The following is a 23,025-nucleotide window of genomic DNA, read 5'->3' as shown; positions in this document are numbered from 1 at the left end:
GCCTCAAGCGACGTCCGGCACGAGTCTCCGGGGCGTCTTGTCTTCCTCGTAGTCGTCAGGTCGCTTCTGGCGCTTGCCAAGGTCCGGCGCGTCGAATTTGACCTTCTCATAGGGGATCGACTTGAGGATGTGAGAGATGCAGTTGATCCTGGCACGTTCCTTGTCATCCGATGGCACGATCCACCAGGGAGAAACGTCGGTGTCGGTCATCCGCAGCATCTCGTCATAGGCGCGCGTATAGTCCCACCACTTCCGATAGGATTCCACATCCATCGGGCTGAGCTTCCACTGGCGCAGCGGGTCGTCGATGCGACGCCGGAAGCGGCGTTCCTGTTCGTCTTCACTGACCGTCAGGAAGTATTTGAGCAGGATAATCCCGCTTTCGACGATGGCGGCCTCGAACCTTGGTGCTAGTTCGAGGAAACGCCGGGCTTTCTTGTCGCTGCAAAAGCCCATGACACGATCAACGCCGGCGCGATTGTACCAGCTACGATCGAAGATCACGATTTCGCCGCCGGCCGGCAGGTGCGCGATATAGCGCTGCATGTAGATCTGCGATTTCTCGCGGTCGCTTGGCGCCGGCAGCGCGGCGACGCGAAACACCCGCGGGCTTACGCGCTCGGTGATGCGCTTGATGATGCCGCCCTTGCCCGCAGCGTCGCGTCCCTCGAAAATGATGACAACGCGCGCACCCGACTTCTTTATCCAGGCTTGAAGGTGGGAAATCTCGACCTGCAGCTTCTCCATCTGCTTATCGTAGTCACGGACCTTGCCGTTCTCCTTAGAAGCATTCTCCTTCGCATCGTGCTTCTTGTTCATCACATCTCTCCCGGTTGCCTGTTTGATTCATTGGCCGCGGATTTCGGTTCGGCGGCCTGAAACGCCTGGAGCGCATCGTCCAGATCTTCGAAGACGAGCGCTGGGCCAATGCGCTCGATCAGCCCCCCGCGCTCGAGAAGGGCCCTCGCATCGGCATGAAGTTCTGCGAAGCATAGCGCGATGCCCCGGGCGCCAAGTTCGGCGCGAACCTGCTCCAGCATCGCGACGGCGGTGCTGTCCATCTGGGCGATTGCGCCTGCATCGATCACAAACCACCGCGTCCCAGATGGCAGCGCCGTGGTGATTTCATCCAGCCGACCCCGAACGTGATCGGTATTGAAAAACAACAGGCTGCCCTGAAGGATCCATATGACGCTTCCCGGCACCGCCTGGGCCTCCGGGAAGCGATGCAGCTTGTAGAAGCCGTCGCGTCCCGGGATGCGTCCGAGCAAGGCGTCGCGTGGATACATCATGTTGCGCAACAGGTAGACGAGCGTTCCCGCGATCGCCACGATGACGCCGTTGAGGACGCCGAAACTGATGGCGCCCCACATGGTGATCAGCGCAAAGGCAAACTCGACGCGGCTGATGCGCCAGATCTGGCGCAATTCGTCGACATTGATGAGACTGAGGGCGGCGGAAACGAGAATGGCGGCGAGTGCGGCGACCGGCAGGATACGCAGGGCATCGTTGAGGAAGAGCAGCACGGCGATCAGTGCTGCGGCAGAGATCAGCCCGGCCATCTGGGAGCGGCCGCCGATCGACAGGTTTATCGCCGTTCGCGAATCGGAAAAGCTGATCGGAAAGGATCCGAACAGTCCTGCAGCGACCTGGGCGCTGCCGAGGCCGATCAGCTCGCGGTTGGCATCGACCGGCTCCCCCGTGCGCGCACCAAAACTGCGCGCGGTCACCGCACCGGAGCCGAAGCTGACCAGGAAGATGGCGGCCGCGCCGAGGACCAGGCTAGCCGGCGGCAAGCCTGCCATCAACGGCAACGAAAACGAAGGAAGACTGGTGGGTATGTCGCCGACGACGGCAATGCCGTGGGACTGGAAATCGAACAACGCCGATAGGGCGACGGCGAGCACGACGACGACCACAGGGCCGGGTATGGGCGATCTCAATGCCCTTGCTGCCTGGAGCACGATAAACATGCCGGCTGTCAACGCGACCGTCGGCCAATTGATCAGATCGCGCTTGGCTACGAGTTCCAGCAGCGGCGGGATCAGGCCATCCGACTCGATCTTCATGCCGGTCATGCGGCCAATCTGGCCGACCAGGATCGACAGCGATATGCCGGCAAAGAATCCCACCAGGATCGGTCTGGAGAGAAACGTCGCAAGCACGCCGAGCCGCAAGGCGCTCGCACCGAGGCAGATTACGCCCACTCCGAGGGCGAGGACGGAGGCAAGTGCGACGCGATCGATCGGCGTCGCAGCCGGCATGGCGGCGACGACGGATGCCATTGCGGCGGCAAGCACTGTCATCGTTCCTGCATCGGGGCCAACGATCAGCCGCCGCGACACACCAAAGATCGAGTAGGCGATCGGCGCGGCAATGCTGGCATAAATCCCGGTCTGCGGCGGAAGTCCGGCGATCACCGGATAGGCGATCGCGCTCGGAAGTCCGACGGCCGCGATGGACAGCCCTGCCGATATGTCGTCTCGCAGCCAGCCGATGCGATAGCCCGAAAAACCTCGGAAGATCGGCAGGGCTCGGCTCATGCTGCAACCCCGTCGACGTGGCGCTCACAGGTGGCAGTCCGCCTGCCACCTTCGGAGGAGCCCCGCCTGAAGCGCAATCTCGCCGGCAGCCGCGGACCACGCATCTTAGTGCTCCAGGAAGACGTAGTTCATCCAGGCGCTCATGCGCAGCAGCACCTTGCGCAGAATCGCGACGTGGTGCCAGTGATGGGTGTAAACGGCCACGTCGGCAACGACGCCGCCCGGCAACTGATAGGCGCTCGTGTCCTCGAGAATATCGATCCTGGCGAGCGTCTGGCCGGGCTGCAGGCGCTCCGGCGCTTGCGGATCCAGCAGGGCGCCGGTCGGCTGCAGCTGTCCCTGGGCCATCACGTCGATGATGCCAGAGACTTTTGCCTTGAAGATCTTGCCGGGCACGGCCTTGAACGACACTTCCGCATCATCGCCGACGTTTACGCGCTGCAGCGAATTCTGGATGAAGGCGGCCGCGAGCATGCGGTCGTCGCTGTTGATGTAGACCATGACGGGGCGGAGCGGCAGCGGATTGGCCATCATTCCCGGGCGCAGGAAAACCTGGCTGACATAGCCGTCGCTGGGGGCGCGCACAGTCGTCTGGTCAAGCTCGAACTCGGCATTGCGCAATTCGGCCGTCAGGCGTGCGACCGAGGGGTTCACGCCATTGATCTGCGATTCATAGGCCAGGCGCGCCTGTTGCGCCTGCGCTTGGGCGGTGCCGACGGCGGCGACCTGCGCCAGGAAGAGGCCACGGCGGTTTTCGACCTCCAGCTCTGAAACAGCGGAATTACCGGTCCGCTGCATCGAGTTTTCGAAGATCTCCTTGTAGCTTTCGAAGCTCTGCTGCGCCCGGTCCCGATCGGCAATCGCGCCTTCGACGACCGAATTGGCCGCATCCATGGCGGCCTTCAATTGTTGGACCATCTGCTCGGCTTCGGCCAATGCCGCCTTTTTCTGGTCGACCGTGAACTGGTAGGGCCGCGGGTCGATGCGGAACAGCACGTCCCCCTTCTTCAGCGGCGTATTCGCCGCCACCGGCACATCCACGACGATGCCGCCGACGGCGGGAATCACCGGCGCCGAGGTGAAGTAGATGCGTCCGTCGCTGGAGTAGGGATGATTGTAGCTCATCAACAAGAGGAGCCCGGAGATCAGGAAAATGCCGCCAAGGACCGCCGTCGATATGGTCCACTGGTTTAGCGGAATGCGGAAGATCTTGAAGACCGCGATGCAGATGGCGGCGTAGGTTAGGATGAGCAGAAGATCCATCAGGCGGGCTCCCTCGTCTGCAGTTTCAGTTGCTCTTCCAGTTCCTGAACCCGGGCCTGGAGGACCGCAACCTCGGCATTCGCCTCCTTTTCCGCCTGCAGTTTGCCGTCGTGCCGGATGCCCCACCCGCGGTCCTCGCGATAGAGCGTCGCCCAGATGAAAAGGAAGGGCCAGATTACATGCAGCGTAAACAGGCTGACCCAGCCGGCCACGTGAATGGCGTCCTGATGGGGATGATTGCGCGATTTCGCAATCAGATGGGGAATGTCGTGAATGGCGATGATCCCGTAAAACAGGGTCAGCACCATGAAGAGAAGCACACCGAGCGCAAAGTAGTCCAGGAACACGACCAGTCCTCCGCACGCCGCGCATATGCCTCACGCCCCCGGATGATCTCGGACGGTCCGCGGCCTTCAATGCGTCGATCCTAGCGCGCATGAAGCGTGGACGCCCGTAGCATCATGTAATCTCTATCGGTTCGACATCGGCCACGTCCGGTCGGGAACGGTGGAGTGGTGTTTGGTGCGGGGCGGCGCAGGATCGCGCCGCACCGACTTGCCAGCGATTTCGCGTGTCATAAACTAGCGAATCACTCCATGCTGGTGCGGCATCGGGTCAATTTCTGGGATCGTTCGCGAGGCAAAGGCAGAAACATGAACAGCAAAGCCATCTTGATTGCCACTGGTTCGACGCTTCTGTTTCCCTATGCGGGCCTAGCTGCCGACGCCATCGTCGCCGCGCAGCCGGAACCGATGGAGTATGTCCGCGTCTGCGATGCCTTCGGCGAGGCCTACTTCTACATTCCCGGTACCGAGACCTGCCTGAAGATCGGCGGCTACCTGCGCGTCGACATCTCTGGTGGTGATCCGAACGGGCAGGATACTTTTCCGGATGGCGGCGCCGAATTTCCGAATGGCGGCGGCGACTCCTGGTTCACGCGATCACGCTTGAGTTTCCGTATCAGCACGGCATCGGACACGGAATACGGCGCCCTGAAGACCTATGCGGAGACCCTGTTCAATCGAGACAATAACAACGGCGGCAGCGTCGGTCTCGAAATCGGTACGATCGAACTGGCCGGCTTCCTCGTCGGCTACATCGACACGCTCTATACAGATTTCACCGATGATGCGGGCAATACCATCAACGACTACTACGACGTCAACTACGGCGATTTCCACCAGACGCAGATCCGCTACACCTATGATCCCGGCAACGGCTTCATCGCGGCGATCTCGCTTGAGGACGACAGCGATCCGAGCGGCGATACGGTGGAAGATTTCGACGAGGGTGATGACGACTACATGCCGGACATCATCGCCGCCGTGGGCTATGTCACCGACCCGTTCAAGGCTCGCCTCGTGGGCGCCTATGACTCGTCAATGGAGGAAGGTGCGATCAAGCTGCGCTTGGACGGCATGATCGGCAACCTGTCGGTCTTTGCCATGGGCGGCTGGAACACCGATGGCGACCGCGTCAACAACTACGCCCAGTGGGACGGCGCCTGGGCGGCATGGATCGGCGCCTCCTACGTGCTGACGGAGAAGGCGACGATCAACGCCTCGATGAACTTCGACGAGGGTGGCGATATCGAAGGCGCACTCAACATCGCCTACGCCGTCGTGCCGGGTTTCGAGATCATCCCGGAACTCGACTTCCGCAACAAGATGGATGAGAAGGCCGGTCCGAACGCCGAAGACTGGGGCGGCGTCATCCGGTTCCAGCGGAACTTCTGACCGGCGTCCGGCGAACGGTCCCGCCTACTCACTTCACGACGCGCAGGTGCCGCTTTTGCGGATCGTCTTCCTCGGTCGATTCCGCCTGCTTCGGCAGGGTGATGATCCGCCAGCCGAGGAACGTGAAGACAATCGTCAGGAGCGGGTTCAGGATGTTGAAGAAGCAGAAGCCGGCGTAGGCGATCGTGCCGACGCCGAGGGCCGATGCCATGTAGGCCCCACAACTGTTCCAGGGGACCAGCGGCGAGGTCACGGTGGCGGTGTCGCCGATGACGCGCGACAACATCACTGGGGCGAGGCCGCGGTCTGCAAAAGCGCCCTGGAAGGTCCGCCCCGGCAGGGCGATCGATATGTACTGATCCGAGGTGATGACGTTGGACAGGATCGCCGTCCCGGCCACCGTGGAGACGATCCCGGTGCGGGATTTCACCCTGGCGACCAGCGGATCGATCAACCGGTTCAAGAGCCCGGCATGCTCGACCACCGCGCCGAAGGCCAGCGCGGTGATGATCAGCCAGACCGTGTTCAGCATACTCTCCATGCCGCCGCGGCTCAGGATCACGTCGATCGCCTTGTCGCCACTCTCGACCGTGTAGCCGTTGGCAAGCGCGGACCATGTCCCTTTCAGTAAGGCCAGCGCATGGGGCAGGGTGGCGACATCGGCAAACGCGACAACCCTTGCCGGGTCCTGGATCACCGCCAGCAGCGCGCCGGCAAGCGCCCCGGCGAAGATCGCGACAAACGGCGCTACCCGACCGATCGACAGGCCGAAGACGAGAATCAACGGCAGAAAGGCCCAGAGCGAGACCTTCGCCTTTGCTTCGATACTCGATAGCAGCGCCGTTGCGTCGAAGTCGCCGGGCTTGCCCAGAAGCGCAAAAAGGACCACCGCGATGCCGAGCGCAGGCACCGACGTCCATAGCGACTCGCGGATATGACCGTAGATATCGGAGCCGGCCGTCGCCGCCGCGAGATTTACGGTGTCCGAGAGGGGAGAAGCCTTGTCACCGAAATAGGCCCCGGAGATGATCGCCCCTGCTGTGATCGCTGGCGACAGGCCCATATGGGTGGCAACCCCCATCAGCCCGATACCGATTGTGCCGGCAACGGTCCAGGAACTGCCGATGCCGAAGGCAACCACCGCGCAGACCAGGGCCGTCGTGGCATAGAAATAGTTGGGGCTCAGCAGCTTGAGACCATAATAGACCATCGACATGATGGTGCCGCTCATCGCCCATGTGCCGATCAGGGCGCCAACGGCAAGCAGGATCATGATCGCCGGCAGACCGGTTGCAATCCCGTCGGTAACCGCTTGGCGGATACCGGACCATGGCATCCCGTTCTTGTAGGCGACCCCTGCGGCAATGACTGCGCAGAACAACAGCGCGACCTGGTTCGGCCCCGACGAGGCTGTGTCGCCGAACAGCGCATAGGACAGCGCCAACAGCACGATGAGGGCGATGCAGGGAATGAGCGCATCGGTCAACGAAGGAGGGCGCAGTGTCGCGCGGTCTGAAGGTCTCTGCTCATTCGTGTCGGCCACGGCGACCCCCTACGTCGTTCGGACCCTCAATGCCACGTCAGGTCTGAGTAGCTTCCGTCGACGATCGTTCCTTTTTCCCCACCCACGATGGCGGCAATGTCGGCAAGCGCGCCGATCGCCGCTGCCTTGCCCGTCTCCCTGGCAAAGTGGCAGGCCGCGTCGACCTTCGGCCCCATCGAGCCGGCCGGGAAGGAGTACTGGGAAAGCGCCGCCGGACTGGCGCGGTGGATCGCCTTCTGGTTGGGCGTGCCCCAGTCGATGCACACGGCCGGAGCGTCCGTGGCCATGATGAACAGGTCGGCCTCAAGCTCGCGCGCCAGCAGTTCCGAGCAGAAATCCTTGTCGATCACCGCCTCGACGCCTTTCAGCAAGCGCTCCTTGCCCGGCTCATACATGGTGGGTATGCCGCCGCCACCGGCGCAGATCACGATGGTACCCTTCTCCAGCAACCATTTCACCGGGCGGATCTCGAAAATTCGCTTCGGCATCGGCGAGGGGACCACCCGGCGCCATTTGTCGCCGTCCTGCTTGAAGACCCAGTTCTTCTCGCCCGCGAGCCGGTCCGCGTCCGGCTTCTCGTAGACCGGCCCGACGAATTTCGTCGGGTTCTTGAAGCCGGGATCATTGCCGTCGACCTCGACCATCGTCAGCAGGGTGGCGAACGGGACCTCGAACGGCAGCAGGTTACCCATTTCCTGCTCCAGCATGTAGCCGATCATTCCCTCGGTCTCGGCACCAAGCACGTCGAGCGGATAGGCCTCGTCCGGCTTGTAGGAGGCGCCCTGCAGGGCAAGCAGGCCAACCTGCGGCCCGTTGCCGTGGGTGATCACGACCTGGTGCTCCCTGGTGATGGGGGCGATGGCTTCGGCCGCGATGCGGATGTTTCGCCGCTGCACCTCCGCCGTCATCGGCTCGCCGCGCTTGAGCAGCGCGTTGCCGCCCAGTGCAATCACGATGCGCATGGTCAATCTCCCAACGTTGCCACGAGAATCGCCTTGATGGTGTGCAAGCGGTTTTCCGCCTGTTCGAAGGCGACGTTCGCCTCGGACTCGAACACGTCGTTGGTCACCTCGAGCCCGTTGGACATGCCGTAGTCCTGGGCGATCTGCTTGCCGACCACGGTTTCCGTATCGTGGAAAGCCGGCAGGCAGTGCATGAACTTGACCTGGCGGTTGCCGCTCGCCTTCATCAATTCCTTGTTGACCTGGTAGGGTGTCAGCAGCTTGATCCGCTCCTTCCACACCTCCTTCGGCTCGCCCATGGAAACCCAGACGTCGGTGTGGATGAAATCCACGCCCTCGACGGCCGCCTTCGGGTCGTCGGTGATCATCAGCCGCGCCCCGGATTTTTCAGCGAGGTCTTCGGCGATCTTGCGGTACTCGTCCGCCGGCCAGAGCGATTTCGGGCCGCAGATGCGTACATCCATGCCCATCAGGCAGCCGACGATCAGCAGCGAATGGCCCATGTTGGACCGCGTGTCGCCGACATAGGCATACTTGATGTCGGCGATCGGCTTGTCGCTGTACTCGCGCATCGTCATCACATCCGCCAGCATCTGGGTCGGGTGATACTCGTCGGTCAGGCCGTTGTAGACCGGGACGCCGGCATACTGGGCCAACGTCTCGACGCCTTTTTGCGCCGACCCACGGTATTCGATCGCGTCATACATGCGTCCGAGCACGCGGGCGGTGTCCTTGAAGGATTCCTTGTGGCCGATCTGCGAGCCGGCGGGATCGAGATAGGTCACGTTCGCGCCCTGGTCGGAGCAGGCGACTTCGAACGCGCAGCGGGTGCGCGTCGAGGTCTTCTCGAAGATCAGGCAGATTTCCTTGCCTTCGAGGTGCTTCTGCTCCGTGCGGGCGTACTTGGCGCGCTTCAGGTCACGGGCGAGATCGAGGAGAAAGCGGAACTCGCGCGGCGTATAGTCCTGTACCGTGAGAAGCGAACGGTTGCGAAGATTGAGGCTCATGATGCTGCTCCAAGACTGATGAAAGGTCGTATCGGCAAAAAATCGTCAGGCCGGATCGCGCCAGATCGGGCAGGTCATGCAGTGCCCGCCGCCGCGGCCGCGCCCCAGTTCGGAGCCGCGGATGGTGATCACCTCGACCCCGGCCTTGCGCAACAACGTGTTGGTGTGGGTGTTGCGGTCATAGGCGACCACCACGCCGGGCTCGATGGCGACGACGTTGTTGCCGTCGTCCCATTGCTCGCGCTCGGCCTCGTAGGCGTTGCCGCCGGTCGCGACCGTCCGCAACTTCTTCAGCCCCATCGCTTCGGCGACGACCTCCAGCATCGGCTTTGTCTCCGGACGGACCTCGAACGTGCCGTCGTCGCCCTTCGGGTAGACGCTGTAGCAGCGGATCTGGTCGACCACGTCGGCAAACAGCGTGACGAGATCGCGGTCGCAGAAGCTGAACACGGTGTCGAGGTGCATCGCCGCACGGCTCTTGGGCATCAGGCAGCCGATGACGCGCGTCGCGGCCTTCGCCTTGAAGAGCGCTTGGGCAACCTGCCCGACGGCCTGGTAGGTCGTGCGCTCGCCCATGCCGATGAGAACAACGCCGTTGCCGACCGGCATGACGTCGCCGCCCTCCATCGTCGCGTTGGCGAACGGTTCGTCGGAGTCGCCCCACCAGATCTGGAAGTCGCCGCCCTTGAAGGACGGATGGAACTTGTAGACCGCCCGTTGCACAAGGGTTTCCGCCCGACGCGCCGGCCAATACATCGGATTGCAGGTCACCCCGCCGTAGATCCAGCACGACGGATCGCGCTGGAACAGCGTGTTCGGGATCGGCGGGATCACGAACTCAGGCGCGCCCAGCGCCTCGAGCATGAGGTCCTTGCCGCGGATGTCGGGCAGGTCCGAGACGGCGATGCCGCCGATCAGAAATGCGGCGAGCTGCTTGGAGGGCATTTCGTCCAGCCAGGGTCGCATCGCTTCGGCGATCTGGGTACCGAGCACGTTGGGCACGATCCGGCGATCCAGGACGAAATCGCGCGCTTCCTTGTCGGCCAGTGCCTCGCCCAGCAGGTCGTGAAGCTCGAGGACCTCGACGCCACGCTCCTGCATCTTGAGCACGAAGTCGTAGTGATCCTTCTGGGCTTCATGGACCCAGATCACATCGTCGAAAAGCAGGTCGTGGCAGTTTGCGGGCGTCAGCCGCTGGTGGGCCAGCGATGGTCGGCAGACCATCACCGTCCTGAGCTTGCCGACTTCCGAATGGACACCGAAATTGCGCATCTTGGCTCCTCCACCGCAGGAATGGTTCAGAAACGAGCGAAAGGATTGCGGCTACAGGGGGCTGATCGCTCCGGTCCACATCAGGTAGACGGCGAGCAAGGCCAAGATACCAATCCCAATCGCGATAAGAGCTTCCATGCCGACGAACGCCGGCTCGCCGTGCTCCCTGCGGGCACGGGCGTAGACGAGAATGCCGGGTGCAAAGAGCACGGCGCACATGAGCAGGTAGGTGAGACCGGCGGCATAGACGAGCCACAGGCCGTAGAGCGTGGCGATGAGCCCGACGAGCATGTCGCGCCGACGCGCCCTGTCGTCGGGCTGGTAGGTTTCGCCGCTCAGTGCGAGCTTCAAAGCGTAGGCGCCGGAAAACACGTAGGGCGGGAGGATCGCAACGGAGGCGATGAAGTAGAAGAACTGATAGGCGCTCTTGGAGAAGAAGCTGAGGATCAGGAACACCTGGATCAGGATGTTGGTCGCCCACAGAGCGTTCACCGGCGATCCGTTTGCGTTCTCCGCGGCAAACCACTTCGGGAATGTGCCGTCGCGTCCGCAGGTATAGGGGATCTCGGCGCAAAGCAGCGTCCAGGACAGGAAGGCACCGCCGACGGAAATCATCAGGCCGAGATTGACGAGCGACGCGCCCCATCGTCCGACGAGTGGCTCGAGGACACCGGCCATCGAGGGCACCTTCAGGCCTGCGAGTTCCGGCTGGCTCAAAATGCCGGTCGACAGCAGCGACACGAGGACGTAGATGCCGAGTGCACCGAGGAAGCCGATGACGGTGGCTCGGCCGACATCCGAGCGGCGCGCCGCGCGCGCCGAGTAGACGCTTGCCCCCTCGATGCCGATGAACACCCACAGCGTCACCAGCATGGTGCTCTTGACCTGGTCGAGAATGCTGCCGAGCCCGGGCCCTTCCGGCCCCGCACCGCGGCCCCAGTCGAAGGTGAACCTGTCCCAGTTGAAGGCGACGATCGCAATCAGGATGAACAGCATCAGCGGCACCAGCTTGGCGATCGTCGTGACGATGTTCACGAACGCGGCCTGCTTGATGCCGTTCATAACGAGCGCATGGATCAGCCAGAGGCAGAGGGACGCACCGACGATGGATATGAGGTTGTTGCCGTCCCCGAAAACCGGGAAGAAGAAGGACAGGGCCGAGAAGATCGCAACGGCATAGGCGACGTTGCCGAGGAACGCGCTGAGCCAATAGCCCCAGGCGCTGTTGAAGCCGATGAACGGCCCGAAGCCGGCCTTGGCGTAAGCGTAGGGACCAGCGTTGAGGTCGGGCTTGCGGATTGCCAGCGACTGGTAGACGAGTGCCAGCATCAGCATGCCGAAGCCGGTGATGATCCAGCCAATGAGTATGGCGCCGGGCGATGCCGCCCGCGACATGTCGGATGGCAGGTTGAAGACGCCGCCCCCGATCATCGAGCCGACGACAAGGGCCGTCAGCGGCAGCAGCGTCAGCTTGCCGGACGGCTGTTCGGTTGCGATTACCTGATCATGCGTAACGGCCATAACGTCTCCGATCCGGCAGGGCGAGTATTGGAGGGGCGACTGGACTACGACAATTTCAGTACAATCTTTTACGTCCTTTTTTCCCGCGCTGGACGTATGTTACCGGAGCATACCCACGAAGCGGGCGGGATACGGTCGACCTGCTTGGTGTGGACCCCCCCGGCACTTCTTTCTTGGGCGTCACCGTGTTCCACCTTCGTCTCCGTGGCGAAGCGCCGATCAGCGGCGCCATTGAAGACTTCCGCCGGCGCGGCGGCTGGGGCTCTAGAACAAGGGATCTGGCGAATGGCGAGCAGTCACGGGCCGCCTCTCCCTACGCAGCCGAAACCCATCGCCAGCCCAAACGGCCGCTCAAAGAGGGACGGCCGCCAATAAAAACAAAGCCCGCCGAAACAGTTCGACGGGCCATCTGCTGAATACTGCTGTCACCGCACCGTGCATCCCGTGGGGGATGCAGGTTTACGCTCTTGCGGCGTGTTACCTCGGGAAAGACATCGGATCGATGCCGAGGGTTCTCAGGTCGCGGTCCTTCGGCCGGCGGTTGCCTTCGACGGCGGCGGCGGCTGCACCCGCAGCGCCCAACACCGCAAAGGCGCGACCAAGGAAACCCTGGCGAATGGTGTCTCGAAACAGGCTCATCGTCTTGCTCTCTTTGCTCTCTTTTACAGGAACAAAGATGTAACCGATGGGTGCCGCAGACAAGGAACGGAATCACAGGGCTGCCATGCAAGCCAAGCACGCCACGATTTCCACCGCGGCGTGCTATACTCGTCAAACTTGTTTTTAGTTCTTCTCAGTCCTCGCTTGCCGCCAGTTGCGACAGAACCTCACCACGGCCGCGAGCCCGCAGGACCAGCGGTATGATCAGGGCGGCGGCTGCGATCAACAGCAGCACCACCGCCACCGGCGAGGCAACGAGCGTCGTAAGGTCGCCCTGGCTGATCGACAGCGCCCGGCGCAGCTGCTGCTCGGCGAGCGGCCCGAGGATCAGGCCGACCACGACCGGTGCGATCGGATAGCCGAAGATGCGCATGACGTAGCCGAGCAGGCCGAAGGCGAGCAGCATGCCGAGTTCGAACACCGAAGGATTGGCGCCGATCGTGCCGAGCGTCGCAAACAGCAGGATGCCCGCATAAAGCCACGGCCTCGGGATCGTCAGCAGCTTCACCCAGAGCCCGATCAGCGGCAGGTTCAGCACCAGCAGCATGAGGTTGGCGATCAAGAGGCTGGCGATCAGGCCCCAGACGAGTTGCGGGTTGGTGGCAAACAGCAGCGGGCCTGGTTGCAGGCCGTACTGCTGGAAGCCGGCCAGCATGATCGCCGCCGTCGCCGTCGTCGGAAGCCCCAGCGTCAGGAGCGGCACCAGCGTTCCGGCCGCGGATGCGTTGTTGGCCGCCTCCGGTCCGGCGACGCCCTCGATGGCGCCGTTGCCGAACTCCTCCGGGTGCTTGGTCATGCGTTTCTCGGCCGCGTAGGACAGAAAGGTGCCGATCTCGGCACCGCCGGCCGGCATGGCGCCGATCGGAAAGCCGATCGCGGTGCCGCGCAGCCACGGCTTCCACGAGCGCGCCCAGTCGGCGGCGTTCATCCAGACCGAGCCCTTCACGGCCTCCACCTTGTCCGGTCCCTTGTCGCCTTGTGCTGCGATGTAGAGCGATTCGCCGATCGCGAACATGGCGACCGCAAGCGTCGTCACTTCGATCCCGTCGAGGAGATCGGGGATGCCGAAGGACAGGCGCGCCTGGCCGCTCAGCTGGTCGATGCCGATGATCGCCAGCGTCAGGCCGACGAACAGCGAGGTGAGCCCGCGCAGCGTGGAATCACCGAAAGCCGAGGACACGGTGACGAAGGCGAGCACCATCAGCGCGAAATATTCGCGCGGGCCGAAGACCAGTGCGACCTTGACGATGAACGGCGCGACGAAGGCGAGCGCCAGCGTGGCGATCAGGCCGGCGACGAAGGAGCCGATCGCCGCGGTGGCGAGCGCGGGGCCGCCGCGGCCGGCGCGCGCCATCTTGTTGCCCTCCAGCGCGGTGACGATCGAGGCGCTTTCGCCCGGCGTGTTGAGCAGGATCGAGGTCGTCGAGCCGCCATACATGCCGCCGTAGTAGATGCCGGCGAACATGATCAGCGAGCCGGCCGGATCGAGCTTGTAGGTGACGGGCAAAAGCAGCGCCACGGTCAGCGCCGGGCCGATCCCCGGCAGCACGCCGACGGCGGTGCCGAGTGTCACGCCGATCAGCGCGTAAAGCAGGTTCATCGGCTGGGCGGCAACCAACAGGCCCTGCATCAGAAATTCGAATGTGTTCATGGTCTGCCGACCCCCTTGAGCAATTCCAGCAAAATGCGCAGCGGCTTTGCGTCAGGAATTGCGTAGAAATTAAAGGTTAGAGCATCTCAGCGACTCGCGCTGCAATGCTCTAGAAGAACAGGTGCTCGAGCGGCCCCGTGGGCAGCGAAAGCTGCAGCAGCTTGGCGAATATCACCCAGATGGCGAAGCTGAGGACGATTCCGATCGGGATCGTCAGCCAGAGCTTGCGTTTGCCGAAGCCGGCGGCGGTCAAGGCAAACAGCAGTCCGGTGGCGATCGAGAAGCCGGCGACCTTGAGCAGCAGCATCTGCGCGGCCAGTCCGCCGACGATCCAGACGACCGGCCCGAATTGCTGGGGTTCGCGCGCCGGGAACTCGTTGCGGAAGGCCTCGATCGCGGTCCAGATGGCGAGGCCGATCAGACAGTAGGCGATGGCATAGGGCACCGTCGTTGGCCCGACCTGCGAGTAGCCGGCCGCACCGGAGAGCCGCGAGACGTCCCAGAAGATCACGCCGGCGATGGCCGCCAGCACGATGGCGATGACCAGCGCCGCCCCATCGGGGCGACGCGTTGCCTTTGCGGGTTTGGTCCCGTCGGTCATTCGACCAGTCCGATTTCCTTGAGGATGCCTTCGGTGGCCGAGACGTCCTTAGCGAGCTGCTCATCGAAGGCCGCGCCGGAGAGATAGGTATCCTGCCAGCCCTTGGTCTTCAGCTGTTCCTGCCAGCCCGCCGACTTGACCAGCTTCTCGATGTCAGCATTGACGGCGGCCTTCTGCTCGTCGCTCAGGCCGGGAGCCGCGGCGATCATGCGCCAGTTCTGGACGACGACGTCGAGGCCGCTTTCCTTGATGGTCGGAGCGTCGATGCCCTCGATGCGCTCGTCGCTGGAAACGGCGAGCAGGCGCAACGTGCCGGCCTTGACCTGGGATTCAAATTCGCCGTAGCCGGAAATGCCGGCGCTGACCTGTGCGCCGAGGATCGCCGCCAGCGCCTCGCCGCCACCCGAATAGGCGATGTAGTTGATCTTCTTCGGATCGACGCCAGCCGCCTTGGCGATCAGGCCGACAGCGATATGGTCCGTGCCGCCAGCCGAACCGCCAGCCCAGGAGACCGCACCCGGATCCTTCTTCAGCGCCTCGACGAGGTCGCCGAAGGTCTGGAACGGCGAGGAGGCCGGCACGACGATTGCCTCATACTCGCCGGTCAGGCGGGCGATCGGCGTGACGTCCTTCAGCGTGACCGGCGACTTGTTGGTGAGGATCGCCCCGACCATGACGTAGCCGCCGACGATCAGCGAACCCGGGTTGCCCTTGTCCTGGCTGGCGAACTGGGCGAGACCGATCGTGCCGCCGGCGCCCGGAACGTTGACGACCTGGACGTTGTTGGAAATGCCTTCGGCCTGCATGACCGTCTGGATCGTGCGGGCGGTCTGGTCCCAGCCGCCGCCGGGATTGGCGGGCGCGATGACCTTGTAGTCGGCTGCGAGTGCCGGCAGCGCCATGGCGCCGGCGAGGATGGAAGCAAGGAAAAACTGTTTCAAGGCGAATCCTCCGTCAAGCGCGACGTCTTCGGTCGCGCATCGTTCGATGATTGAGGGAGAAGCTTGGCCAACGGCGCCCGTCCGGCCACCTGTTGCGCCCGAACTCCTCCCCAGGGGTCTCGATCATCCGCCTCCACGGACGATGACGCCCTCAAAGGCATCATAGAAACCTGTCATCTAACTGACACCGTAGCACAGTCTTGCCGCAATATGTCCGAACGGAGCTTATTGCGCCCGCAGGACTTCGTTCCAGCGCGCGATCAGCCGCGCACGCTTGACCTGGTCTAGGTAGACCATCAGACCCGGGCTGACCGGGACCGGCTTCAGTTGCGCTCCGAGCAGTTCGCGCATTGTGGTCGCGGTGTTTTCGCCTGCGACCTCGGGCGAGACGGCGGCGATCTGCAGCTTTTGCGCCATGATCGTCTGGCCCTCCTTCGACATGAAGAACTCCAGATAGCGTCGGCCGAGGTCCGGAGAAGCGGCCGCCTGCGGCACCAGCCCGATGCGCGACATCACCACGGTGTAATCCTTCGGCAGGACGATGCCGACGTCGGGATGTTTTGCTGCCCAATCCGCCGCATAGGACCCGAGAATGTTGTAGCCAATGACAAAGCGACCGTCCGCGATCCGTTCCAGGATCGCCGAACTGGTGGAGTAGAGCTTGACGCCGGCGGCTCCCATAGCGCCGATGACGGACCAGATGTCGCCGAACTGCTCCTGGTCACGCGCCATGAAAAGAAAGCCGACGCCCGAGCGCTCGATGTCGTAAGTGCCGATCCGCCCATAGATCTCGTTGCCGTGACGCTGGAGATAGTCGACGAATTCGGCGCGCGAGGCGGGCGGCTTCTCGTATTTGAAACTGGGCTTGTGATAGACGAAGACAGCGGGCTCGAAGGTCAGCGCATAGGCCGTATTGCGCCAGTTGGCCCATCGCGGCCAGCGGTCACTCATCGGCAGGTCGCTGCGTTGGGCATAGCCGTCGTTGGAAAGCTTGACCTGCAGGTCCATCGCCGACGAAAATGCAAAGTCGGCTGTCTTCTGTCCGGCATCGGTTTCCTTCACCACCCGGTCATAGACCTCGCCGGTCAGCATTTCCTCATAGCGCACCGCGACGTCGGGATTGGCCTGCTGGAAGCCCTTGATCATCGGCCGGGCAAGCGGCTCATCCAGCGAAGAATAAACGACGAGCACAGATGCGTTTCCCTGCCCGTCCGGGGCCGGGTAGAAGGTTTCCGCGGCCATCGCAGAGCTGCAGGAGCAGAACAGGAGCGTAAAGGCGATTAAAATGCGCATGTTGGCGAACTTGCCTCACCGCGGCACCGTTCACAAGCCGGCGGTCGATCGCTAGTGTGAGCATAAGGAGATCCAGGTGCGAATACTGCTCGTTGAAGATAACCAGGCGCTTGCGGATGGTCTGTCCGCCATCCTGCGCGGGACCGGCCACGCGGTCGACGTGGTGAGTGATGGCGCATCGGCCGATGCTGCGATCTCGGCCGAGTCCTTCGATCTGGTGATCCTCGACCTGACCTTGCCGGAAATGGACGGGCTGGAGGTGTTGCGCGTCATGCGGGCGCGGCAGAACCGGGCAGCCGTCCTGATCCTGACGGCGCGCGGCTCGGCGGAGGACAAGGTCAAGGGCCTCGATCTTGGCGCAGACGACTACATGAGCAAACCCTTCGACATCTCCGAATTCGAGGCACGCGTCCGCATGTTGCTGCGCCGGCAGGCGGGCTTACGGTCCTCGGCGCTCAGCTTCGGCGGCGTCGAACTCGACCTCAATTCACGCACGTTCTCGGCCGGCGGCGCGCCGCTGGATATTCCCGCGCGCGAGCTTGGCCTGCTCGAGGTTCTTTTTCTCCGCGCCGGCAAGGTGGTCTCCAAGGAGGCGATCATCCAGTCGCTCGCCGCCTTCGACGACGACCTCAGCGCCAATGCGATCGAGCAGTACGTCAGCCGGCTCAGGAAACGCATGGCGCCGCATGGGCTGACGGTGCGCACCGCCCGTGGCATCGGCTATTACCTCGACAAGGCGGCTCCGGTTTGACCGGCCATCAGGTATTTTCGCTGCGCCGCCAGTTGCTGGGCTGGCTTCTGGTCGCCACCGCCGTGTTCGGGGTCCTTGCCCTGATCGACACCTACCGCGAGGCGATCAAGACGGCGAACACGGTCTCCGACCGCGTTCTCGCCGGATCGGCGCTCGCCATTGCGGAACGGGTGGTGGTGAACGAGAACGGCGCGCTCGAAGTCGACATCCCCTACGTGGCGCTGGAGATGCTGACCTCGGCCGCGCAGGATCGCGTTTTCTACCGGGTCGAAGGACCGCCGGGCAATTTCATCACCGGCTACCAGACGCTGCCGAGCATCTCCGACACCGGTGGTCAGCCGACCGCTTATGCGGACGCCACCTTCCGCGGCGAGCCGATCCGGGTCGCGGTCCTGCAGCGCTCCGCCTCGACCGGCGTCAACTCCGTTCCCTTCGTCGTGACGGTGGCCGAAACCACCATCGCCCGACGCCAACTGGCGCAAGCGATCCTGCTGCGATCAGCCCTGCGCCTCGGGCTGATGATCGTGGGTGCCGCCGTCATAGTCTGGATTGCCGTGACATTGGCGCTGCGCCCGCTCTACCGCCTGAGCGACGCGATCGCCGAGCGCAACCCCAGCGACCTCCACCCGATCGATCAAGAGGTGCCAAACGAGGTGCAGGGCCTTGTCGACACCGTCAACTCCTTCATGGTGCGGCTGCAATCGGCGCTGAATTCGCTGCGTCATTTCTCCGGCAATGCCAGCCACCAGTTGCGCACGCCGCTCGCCATCATCCGCACACAGCTTGCGCTTGCCAGCCGGGCGCCGACGCTTGCGGCGGCGCAGGAGGCGGCGCAGAAGGGTGATAGCGCCGTCGCCCATGCCGAGCGCATCCTGGCGCAACTGCTGCTGATGGCCAAAATCGACGCGGCGGCCTCGGCAGAACCGCACCCCCTCGCCGAGATCGACATCGCGGCAATCGCCCGGTCAGCCACGGCCGAATACGTGCCCATGGCCGCCCAGGCGGACATCGATCTCGGCTTCGACGGCAACGGCCCGGCGATCGTGCGGGCCGAACCACTGTTGTTTGGCGAGATGCTGCGCAACCTGATCGACAACGCCATCGCCTATGCCGGGCCGGGCGCGGAGGTCACGGTGGCGATTCAGCCGAAGGGCCAGACGATCCGTCTGCGGGTCGACGACAACGGTCCCGGTATCCCCGCCGAACGGAAAGCCGAGGTCCTGCAGCGCTTCGCCCGCGGGGGAGGCAGCGAGGCCCCGGGAATGGGGTTGGGACTTCCGATCGTCGAGGACATCGCGGCCCTGTTCGGCGCCACACTCGCTCTTGAACAAGGTGCCGGCGGCAGAGGGCTGAGCGCCGTCGTCACGTTTCCCGCCGTCACGACGGATGCCGGAGCGGGCTGATATCGGCAGATACGACCGCGGGCTCAGGCCCGGCGCCAGCTGGCAAGACCGGGGGCGGCATGCCAGACGGCCTGGACGGCGAACCCCATGAAAAGCAGTCCCGACATGCGCACGATCGCCAGTTCGTGCTTGCGATAGAACCGTCGCACGATCGACGCACCGATGATCGCAATCAGGAAGAGGTCGGCGAGCAGAAAGCCGAAAAGGGATACGGCCAGCAGCATCGGCAAGGTTGAGAAGCTCAGCGTGCTCGCCGAACTTGCGAGCAATGCGGTGAAGGTGGCGAGCGCGACCGGATATCCCTTGGGATTGGTCAGGCCGAAGATCAATCCGCGCCGTAGCGGACGCTCCACCGTGAGGACCGGCTTGTCCGCACCGCGCGGCTTGGCCCGAAGCGCCGTCCAGCCGATCCAGGCTAGGTAGAAACCGCACAAGAGGCCGAGGACGTCGAAGACCAGGGTGCCGATCGTGTTGGCGCCGACGATCGCAACGAGCGCCAGCGTCGACCAGACAAGGTCGCCGGCCAGATGGCCGCCCAGAAACATCGCGCCGGCCTTCCTTCCTTGCCCCGCTCCGATGCCAAGCAGGGCCAGAAAAGCTGGGCCGGGGATGATGACGTAGAACATGGCGGCGAGAAACGCCCCGGCAAGCATGGATCCGGTCATGAAAAACTCCGTAGAATGTGGCGCCATTCGATCTTGTGCCGACATCCGCGTCAAGCCATCGGGCGTTTGCGCCGCCTTTTCCGCTGGTTCATCCCCATCGGCGCGTCGGAGCGCATCTGGACACCATTCGTCTGCGAACGCCATTGCCCCGGCGCCTTCAAAACTGATAAGCAAAGCTTACAAAAATTCGAGCGCCAGATAGTCGACCACCCCATGTCGCAGACATTTCAAGCAGACACGATCGGACTGTTGCTGAGCGACGTCTCGCGCCTGTTGCGCAGCGCCTTCGACCGCAGGGTCAATGCGTCGGAACTGGCCATCACCCCCGGCGAAGCGCGGGCCCTGATCCAGGTCTCCATCGGCTGTGGCGTCAAGCAGGCCGACATTGCCGCCCGCATGGGCATCGAGCCGATGACCCTCTCGACCTATCTCGACCGGCTGGAGGCGATGGGGCTTGTCACGCGCGTACCGGCCCCGGACGACGGGCGCGCCAAGAACGTGCTGACCACATCCGAGGGCGAAGCCCTGCTTGCCGCTCTCAAGCCGGATGTCTCCGGGCTCATGGATGCGGTGCTGGCGGGCCTCGACGGAGAGGTGCGCGAAGCGTTGCGCGGCAACCTTCGCGTCCTCCGAGATAATCTCATGAAACTGGACCGCTGCGGCGCACGCAAAGAGTCCGAAGGACAGGACGGATGATACCGCACACAATGACCGAGCGGCGCACCACCCTCATCGGCGCGCTCCTGACCTCGCTCGGGCCGATCTCGATGTCGCTCTACACGCCGGCCATGCCGACGCTTGTCGACGCATTTTCCACCAGCGAATCGACCATCAAGCTCACGCTGTCCTTCTATTTCGGCGGCTTCGCCTTTGCCCAACTCGTGGCCGGGCCATTGGCAGACGCCTTCGGCCGTCGCTTCACCACCCTGCTGTTCCTCTCGATCTATCTCGTCGGCAGCCTGGCTGCGGCGTTCGCCCCAAGCGTCGAGTGGCTGCTCGTCGGCCGGTTGATCCAGGGCATCGGCGCTTCGGTCGGCGTGACCGTGTCGCGCGCCATCGTCCGCGACCAGTTCATCGGCGGCGAGGCGGCGCGGATCATGAACATGATCGGCATCATGCTGGCGATCGGTCCCGCCATGGCGCCGACGATCGGCGGCTTTGCCCTGGCGGCCTTTGGCTGGACGTCGATCTTCTTCCTCATGGTCGGCTTCGGTCTGGCTTCCTGCCTGCTGGTGTATCTTGCGATGCGCGAAACGGTGGAGCCCAACCCGCGTCGCGCCGCACCCGGGCCGCTGGTGCGGGCCTATGCCGAGCTCGCCACAGACGCGCGCTTCGTCGCCGCCGCCTTCGTCATGGGCGGGGCGGTGGGGGCGCTCTATGCGCAGGCAACCATGCTGCCCTTCATCCTGATCGAGAAGGTCGGACTGACGCCGACCCAGTTCGGCCTGAGCATGATCATGCAGTCCGGCTCCTACTTCTTCGGATCGATTGCGCTCCGCTCCTTCTCCCGCCGCCATGGAGGATCGCGGTCGGTCAAGGCAGGCCTTGCGATGATCGGTGTCGGCAGCCTGATGATCGTTGCTTCGGTTCATGTCCTGTCGCCGAGCTTCTGGTCGATCATGCTGCCGGTTGCGATCTACACGTTCGGCATCGCCTTCGTCTCACCCCAGATGACGACGGCCGGCATGTATCCGTTCCCGCATATTGCGGGCTCTGCCTCGGCGCTGATGGGCTTCATCCAGATGGGTTCCGGTTTTCTCGGTGGTCTCGTCGCAGCGCTGCTGGGTCTGCCACTGCTTGCCTTCGGCATCGTCGTGCCCGTGATGGGCCTCGCCTCTATCCTCTCCTACCTCTGGTTTCTCGCGGCCGTTCGCCGGGCGGACCGGCTGGCAGCCCGCCAGTAGCATCAAAGAAATCACGCCGGAGTTTCCTCCGGCGTGCTGCAAATTATCTCTGATTTCTTTGTCGACATGGCTCACGTGAGCTTGCCGCACGCCTCCGCGATCCGCTTCAGCGCTTCAGTCAGTTCCGCCTCCGAGGTCGCATAGGAGATGCGGAAGTACGGCGACAGGCCGAAGGCGGAGCCGGGGACGACGGCGACATGGGCGACTTCCAGCAGGTAGTCGGTGAAGTCGGCGTCGGTCTCGATCCGCTTTCCGGCCGGCGTCGTCTTGCCGATGAGCCCGCCACAGCCGGCGAAGGTATAGAAGGCGCCTTCGGGGGTGCGGCAATCGAGGCCGTCGATCGCGTTCAGGCCGGAGACGACGAGGTCGCGACGGTGCTTGAAACTCGCCTGGCGTTCCTTCAAAAAACCTTGCGGGCCGTTCAGCGCCTCGACCGAAGCCGCTTGGCTAACGGAGGAGGGGCAGGAGGTCGCCTGGCTCTGGATCACCGCCATCGCCTTGATCAGTGCCTTCGGGCCGCCGGCATAGCCGATGCGCCAGCCGGTCATCGCATAGGCCTTGGAGACACCGTTGATCGTCAGCGTCCGGTCCTTCAGCTTCGGCGCGATCGCCACCGGGGTGACGAACTTGAAGCCGTCATAGACGATATGCTCGTACATGTCGTCGACCATTAGCCAGACATGCGGATGCTTCAGCAGCACGTCGAGCAGCGGGCGATAGTCGGCTTCGCTGTACGCCGCTCCGGAAGGGTTGGAGGGCGAGTTCAAAAGCACCCAGCGCGTCTTGTCGGTGATTGCCTTTTCCAGCTGCTCGGCCTTCAGCCGGAAGCCGGCGTCGGCATCGCAGGGGATCAGCACCGGCACGCCGCCGCAGATCTCGACGATGTCGGAATAGGAGGTCCAGTACGGTGTCGGGATGATCACCTCGTCGCCGGGGTTGACGCTCGCCATGAAGGCGTTGAACAGGATCTGCTTGGCGCCGGTGGCGACGGTGATCTCGTCGAGCGCGTAGTCGACGCCGTTCTCGCGACGGAATTTTTCGGCGATCGCCTTCTTCAGCTCCGGCGTGCCGTCGAGCGCGGTGTACTTGGTCTCGCCGCGGTCGATTGCCGCCTTGGCCGCAGCCTTGACGTTATCAGGTGTATCGAAATCCGGCTCGCCGGCGCCGAGGATGATGACCGGCAGGCCTTCGCGCTTCATCGCCGCGGCCCGCGCGCCGATCTGCAGGATCTTGGAAACGCCGATCGCGGCGATCCGCGAGGCGGGCTTGAAGCCCGCCTCCTCTATCTTGGTTGCAATGGTCATGGGCG

21 protein-coding genes are annotated in these 23,025 nt (G+C 63.6%); 5 read left to right on the top strand and 16 right to left on the bottom strand.

What is annotated here, in order from left to right; genetic code table 11:
• Positions 1–3: 3 nt before the first annotated feature.
• The 4 genes from ppk2 to AC1DDS_RS06070 all read right to left on the bottom strand — a co-directional run bounded on the left by ppk2 (position 4) and on the right by AC1DDS_RS06070 (position 4,153).
• Positions 4–819, bottom strand: coding sequence for a polyphosphate kinase 2 (gene ppk2, locus AC1DDS_RS06085; protein WP_477478062.1), 816 nt, complete (start codon positions 817–819; stop codon positions 4–6).
• A complete protein-coding gene (locus AC1DDS_RS06080; protein ID WP_477478061.1) occupies positions 819–2,543 on the bottom strand; it encodes a SulP family inorganic anion transporter in 1,725 nt (574 codons plus the stop codon). The genes ppk2 and AC1DDS_RS06080 overlap by 1 nt, the downstream gene beginning before the upstream one ends.
• A gap of 105 nt (positions 2,544–2,648) precedes the next feature.
• Positions 2,649–3,806 (bottom strand): HlyD family secretion protein, encoded by a 1,158-nt coding sequence (locus AC1DDS_RS06075; RefSeq protein WP_477478060.1) that lies wholly within the window; start codon positions 3,804–3,806, stop codon positions 2,649–2,651.
• Positions 3,806–4,153, bottom strand: a complete 348-nt coding sequence (locus AC1DDS_RS06070) for a DUF3302 domain-containing protein (RefSeq protein ID WP_477478059.1) — start codon at positions 4,151–4,153, stop codon at positions 3,806–3,808. The genes AC1DDS_RS06075 and AC1DDS_RS06070 overlap by 1 nt, the downstream gene beginning before the upstream one ends.
• A gap of 306 nt (positions 4,154–4,459) precedes the next feature.
• Between AC1DDS_RS06070 and AC1DDS_RS06065 the strand changes: the two genes are divergently transcribed.
• Entirely contained in the window at positions 4,460–5,542 is a 1,083-nt protein-coding gene (locus AC1DDS_RS06065) for a porin (protein ID WP_477478058.1), read from the top strand.
• Between the two features lie 28 nt (positions 5,543–5,570).
• Here the strand turns inward: AC1DDS_RS06065 and AC1DDS_RS06060 are convergent, their stop codons facing one another.
• The 10 genes from AC1DDS_RS06060 to AC1DDS_RS06015 all read right to left on the bottom strand — a co-directional run bounded on the left by AC1DDS_RS06060 (position 5,571) and on the right by AC1DDS_RS06015 (position 16,942).
• A complete protein-coding gene (locus tag AC1DDS_RS06060) occupies positions 5,571–7,085 on the bottom strand; it encodes a Na+/H+ antiporter NhaC family protein (RefSeq protein WP_477478057.1) in 1,515 nt (504 codons plus the stop codon).
• A gap of 26 nt (positions 7,086–7,111) precedes the next feature.
• Positions 7,112–8,047, bottom strand: coding sequence for a carbamate kinase (gene arcC / locus AC1DDS_RS06055; protein ID WP_477478056.1), 936 nt, complete (start codon positions 8,045–8,047; stop codon positions 7,112–7,114).
• 2 nt (positions 8,048–8,049) lie between these two features.
• Entirely contained in the window at positions 8,050–9,054 is a 1,005-nt protein-coding gene (locus tag AC1DDS_RS06050; protein ID WP_477478055.1) for an ornithine carbamoyltransferase, read from the bottom strand.
• Positions 9,055–9,099: 45 nt separating this feature from the next.
• Positions 9,100–10,326 carry an arginine deiminase gene (arcA, locus tag AC1DDS_RS06045; RefSeq protein WP_477478054.1) on the bottom strand — a complete coding sequence of 409 codons (1,227 nt, stop codon included), beginning with the start codon at positions 10,324–10,326 and terminating at the stop codon, positions 9,100–9,102.
• A gap of 51 nt (positions 10,327–10,377) precedes the next feature.
• The gene (arcD, locus tag AC1DDS_RS06040) at positions 10,378–11,847 is read right to left on the bottom strand and encodes an arginine-ornithine antiporter (RefSeq protein ID WP_477478053.1); all 1,470 of its coding nucleotides are present in this window, start codon (positions 11,845–11,847) and stop codon (positions 10,378–10,380) included.
• 477 nt (positions 11,848–12,324) lie between these two features.
• Positions 12,325–12,486, bottom strand: coding sequence for a hypothetical protein (locus tag AC1DDS_RS06035; protein WP_310413669.1), 162 nt, complete (start codon positions 12,484–12,486; stop codon positions 12,325–12,327).
• A gap of 154 nt (positions 12,487–12,640) precedes the next feature.
• Positions 12,641–14,158, bottom strand: a complete 1,518-nt coding sequence (locus AC1DDS_RS06030; RefSeq protein ID WP_477478052.1) for a tripartite tricarboxylate transporter permease — start codon at positions 14,156–14,158, stop codon at positions 12,641–12,643.
• A 109-nt stretch (positions 14,159–14,267) separates the two neighbouring features.
• Positions 14,268–14,759: a tripartite tricarboxylate transporter TctB family protein gene (locus AC1DDS_RS06025; protein ID WP_477478051.1), complete on the bottom strand. Its 492-nt coding sequence runs from the start codon at positions 14,757–14,759 to the stop codon at positions 14,268–14,270.
• The gene (locus AC1DDS_RS06020; protein ID WP_477478050.1) at positions 14,756–15,700 is read right to left on the bottom strand and encodes a Bug family tripartite tricarboxylate transporter substrate binding protein; all 945 of its coding nucleotides are present in this window, start codon (positions 15,698–15,700) and stop codon (positions 14,756–14,758) included. Before AC1DDS_RS06020 ends, AC1DDS_RS06025 begins: the two co-directional genes overlap by 4 nt.
• A gap of 225 nt (positions 15,701–15,925) precedes the next feature.
• Positions 15,926–16,942, bottom strand: coding sequence for an ABC transporter substrate-binding protein (locus tag AC1DDS_RS06015; RefSeq protein WP_477478252.1), 1,017 nt, complete (start codon positions 16,940–16,942; stop codon positions 15,926–15,928).
• A 127-nt stretch (positions 16,943–17,069) separates the two neighbouring features.
• Between AC1DDS_RS06015 and AC1DDS_RS06010 the strand changes: the two genes are divergently transcribed.
• Complete coding sequence (locus tag AC1DDS_RS06010; protein WP_477478049.1) at positions 17,070–17,744, top strand: response regulator transcription factor; 675 nt, start codon at positions 17,070–17,072, stop codon at positions 17,742–17,744.
• Positions 17,741–19,147 (top strand): sensor histidine kinase N-terminal domain-containing protein, encoded by a 1,407-nt coding sequence (locus tag AC1DDS_RS06005; RefSeq protein ID WP_477478048.1) that lies wholly within the window; start codon positions 17,741–17,743, stop codon positions 19,145–19,147. Before AC1DDS_RS06010 ends, AC1DDS_RS06005 begins: the two co-directional genes overlap by 4 nt.
• A gap of 23 nt (positions 19,148–19,170) precedes the next feature.
• Here AC1DDS_RS06005 and AC1DDS_RS06000 read toward each other — a convergent pair whose 3' ends face one another.
• Complete coding sequence (locus tag AC1DDS_RS06000) at positions 19,171–19,812, bottom strand: LysE family translocator (protein ID WP_477478047.1); 642 nt, start codon at positions 19,810–19,812, stop codon at positions 19,171–19,173.
• Between the two features lie 213 nt (positions 19,813–20,025).
• Here AC1DDS_RS06000 and AC1DDS_RS05995 point away from each other — a divergent pair, with 213 nt between their 5' ends.
• Complete coding sequence (locus AC1DDS_RS05995) at positions 20,026–20,508, top strand: MarR family winged helix-turn-helix transcriptional regulator (protein WP_310413646.1); 483 nt, start codon at positions 20,026–20,028, stop codon at positions 20,506–20,508.
• Positions 20,505–21,716 (top strand): multidrug effflux MFS transporter, encoded by a 1,212-nt coding sequence (locus AC1DDS_RS05990; RefSeq protein WP_477478046.1) that lies wholly within the window; start codon positions 20,505–20,507, stop codon positions 21,714–21,716. Before AC1DDS_RS05995 ends, AC1DDS_RS05990 begins: the two co-directional genes overlap by 4 nt.
• Before the next feature lie 71 nt (positions 21,717–21,787).
• Here the strand turns inward: AC1DDS_RS05990 and AC1DDS_RS05985 are convergent, their stop codons facing one another.
• Positions 21,788–23,020: a pyridoxal phosphate-dependent aminotransferase gene (locus tag AC1DDS_RS05985; RefSeq protein ID WP_477478045.1), complete on the bottom strand. Its 1,233-nt coding sequence runs from the start codon at positions 23,018–23,020 to the stop codon at positions 21,788–21,790.
• Positions 23,021–23,025 lie beyond the last annotated feature (5 nt).

Source organism: Mycoplana sp. 10N416, from assembly GCF_056394765.1.
The sequence above is the reverse complement of the archived record's forward strand: the minus strand, read 5'-3'. Positions and strand labels throughout refer to the sequence as shown.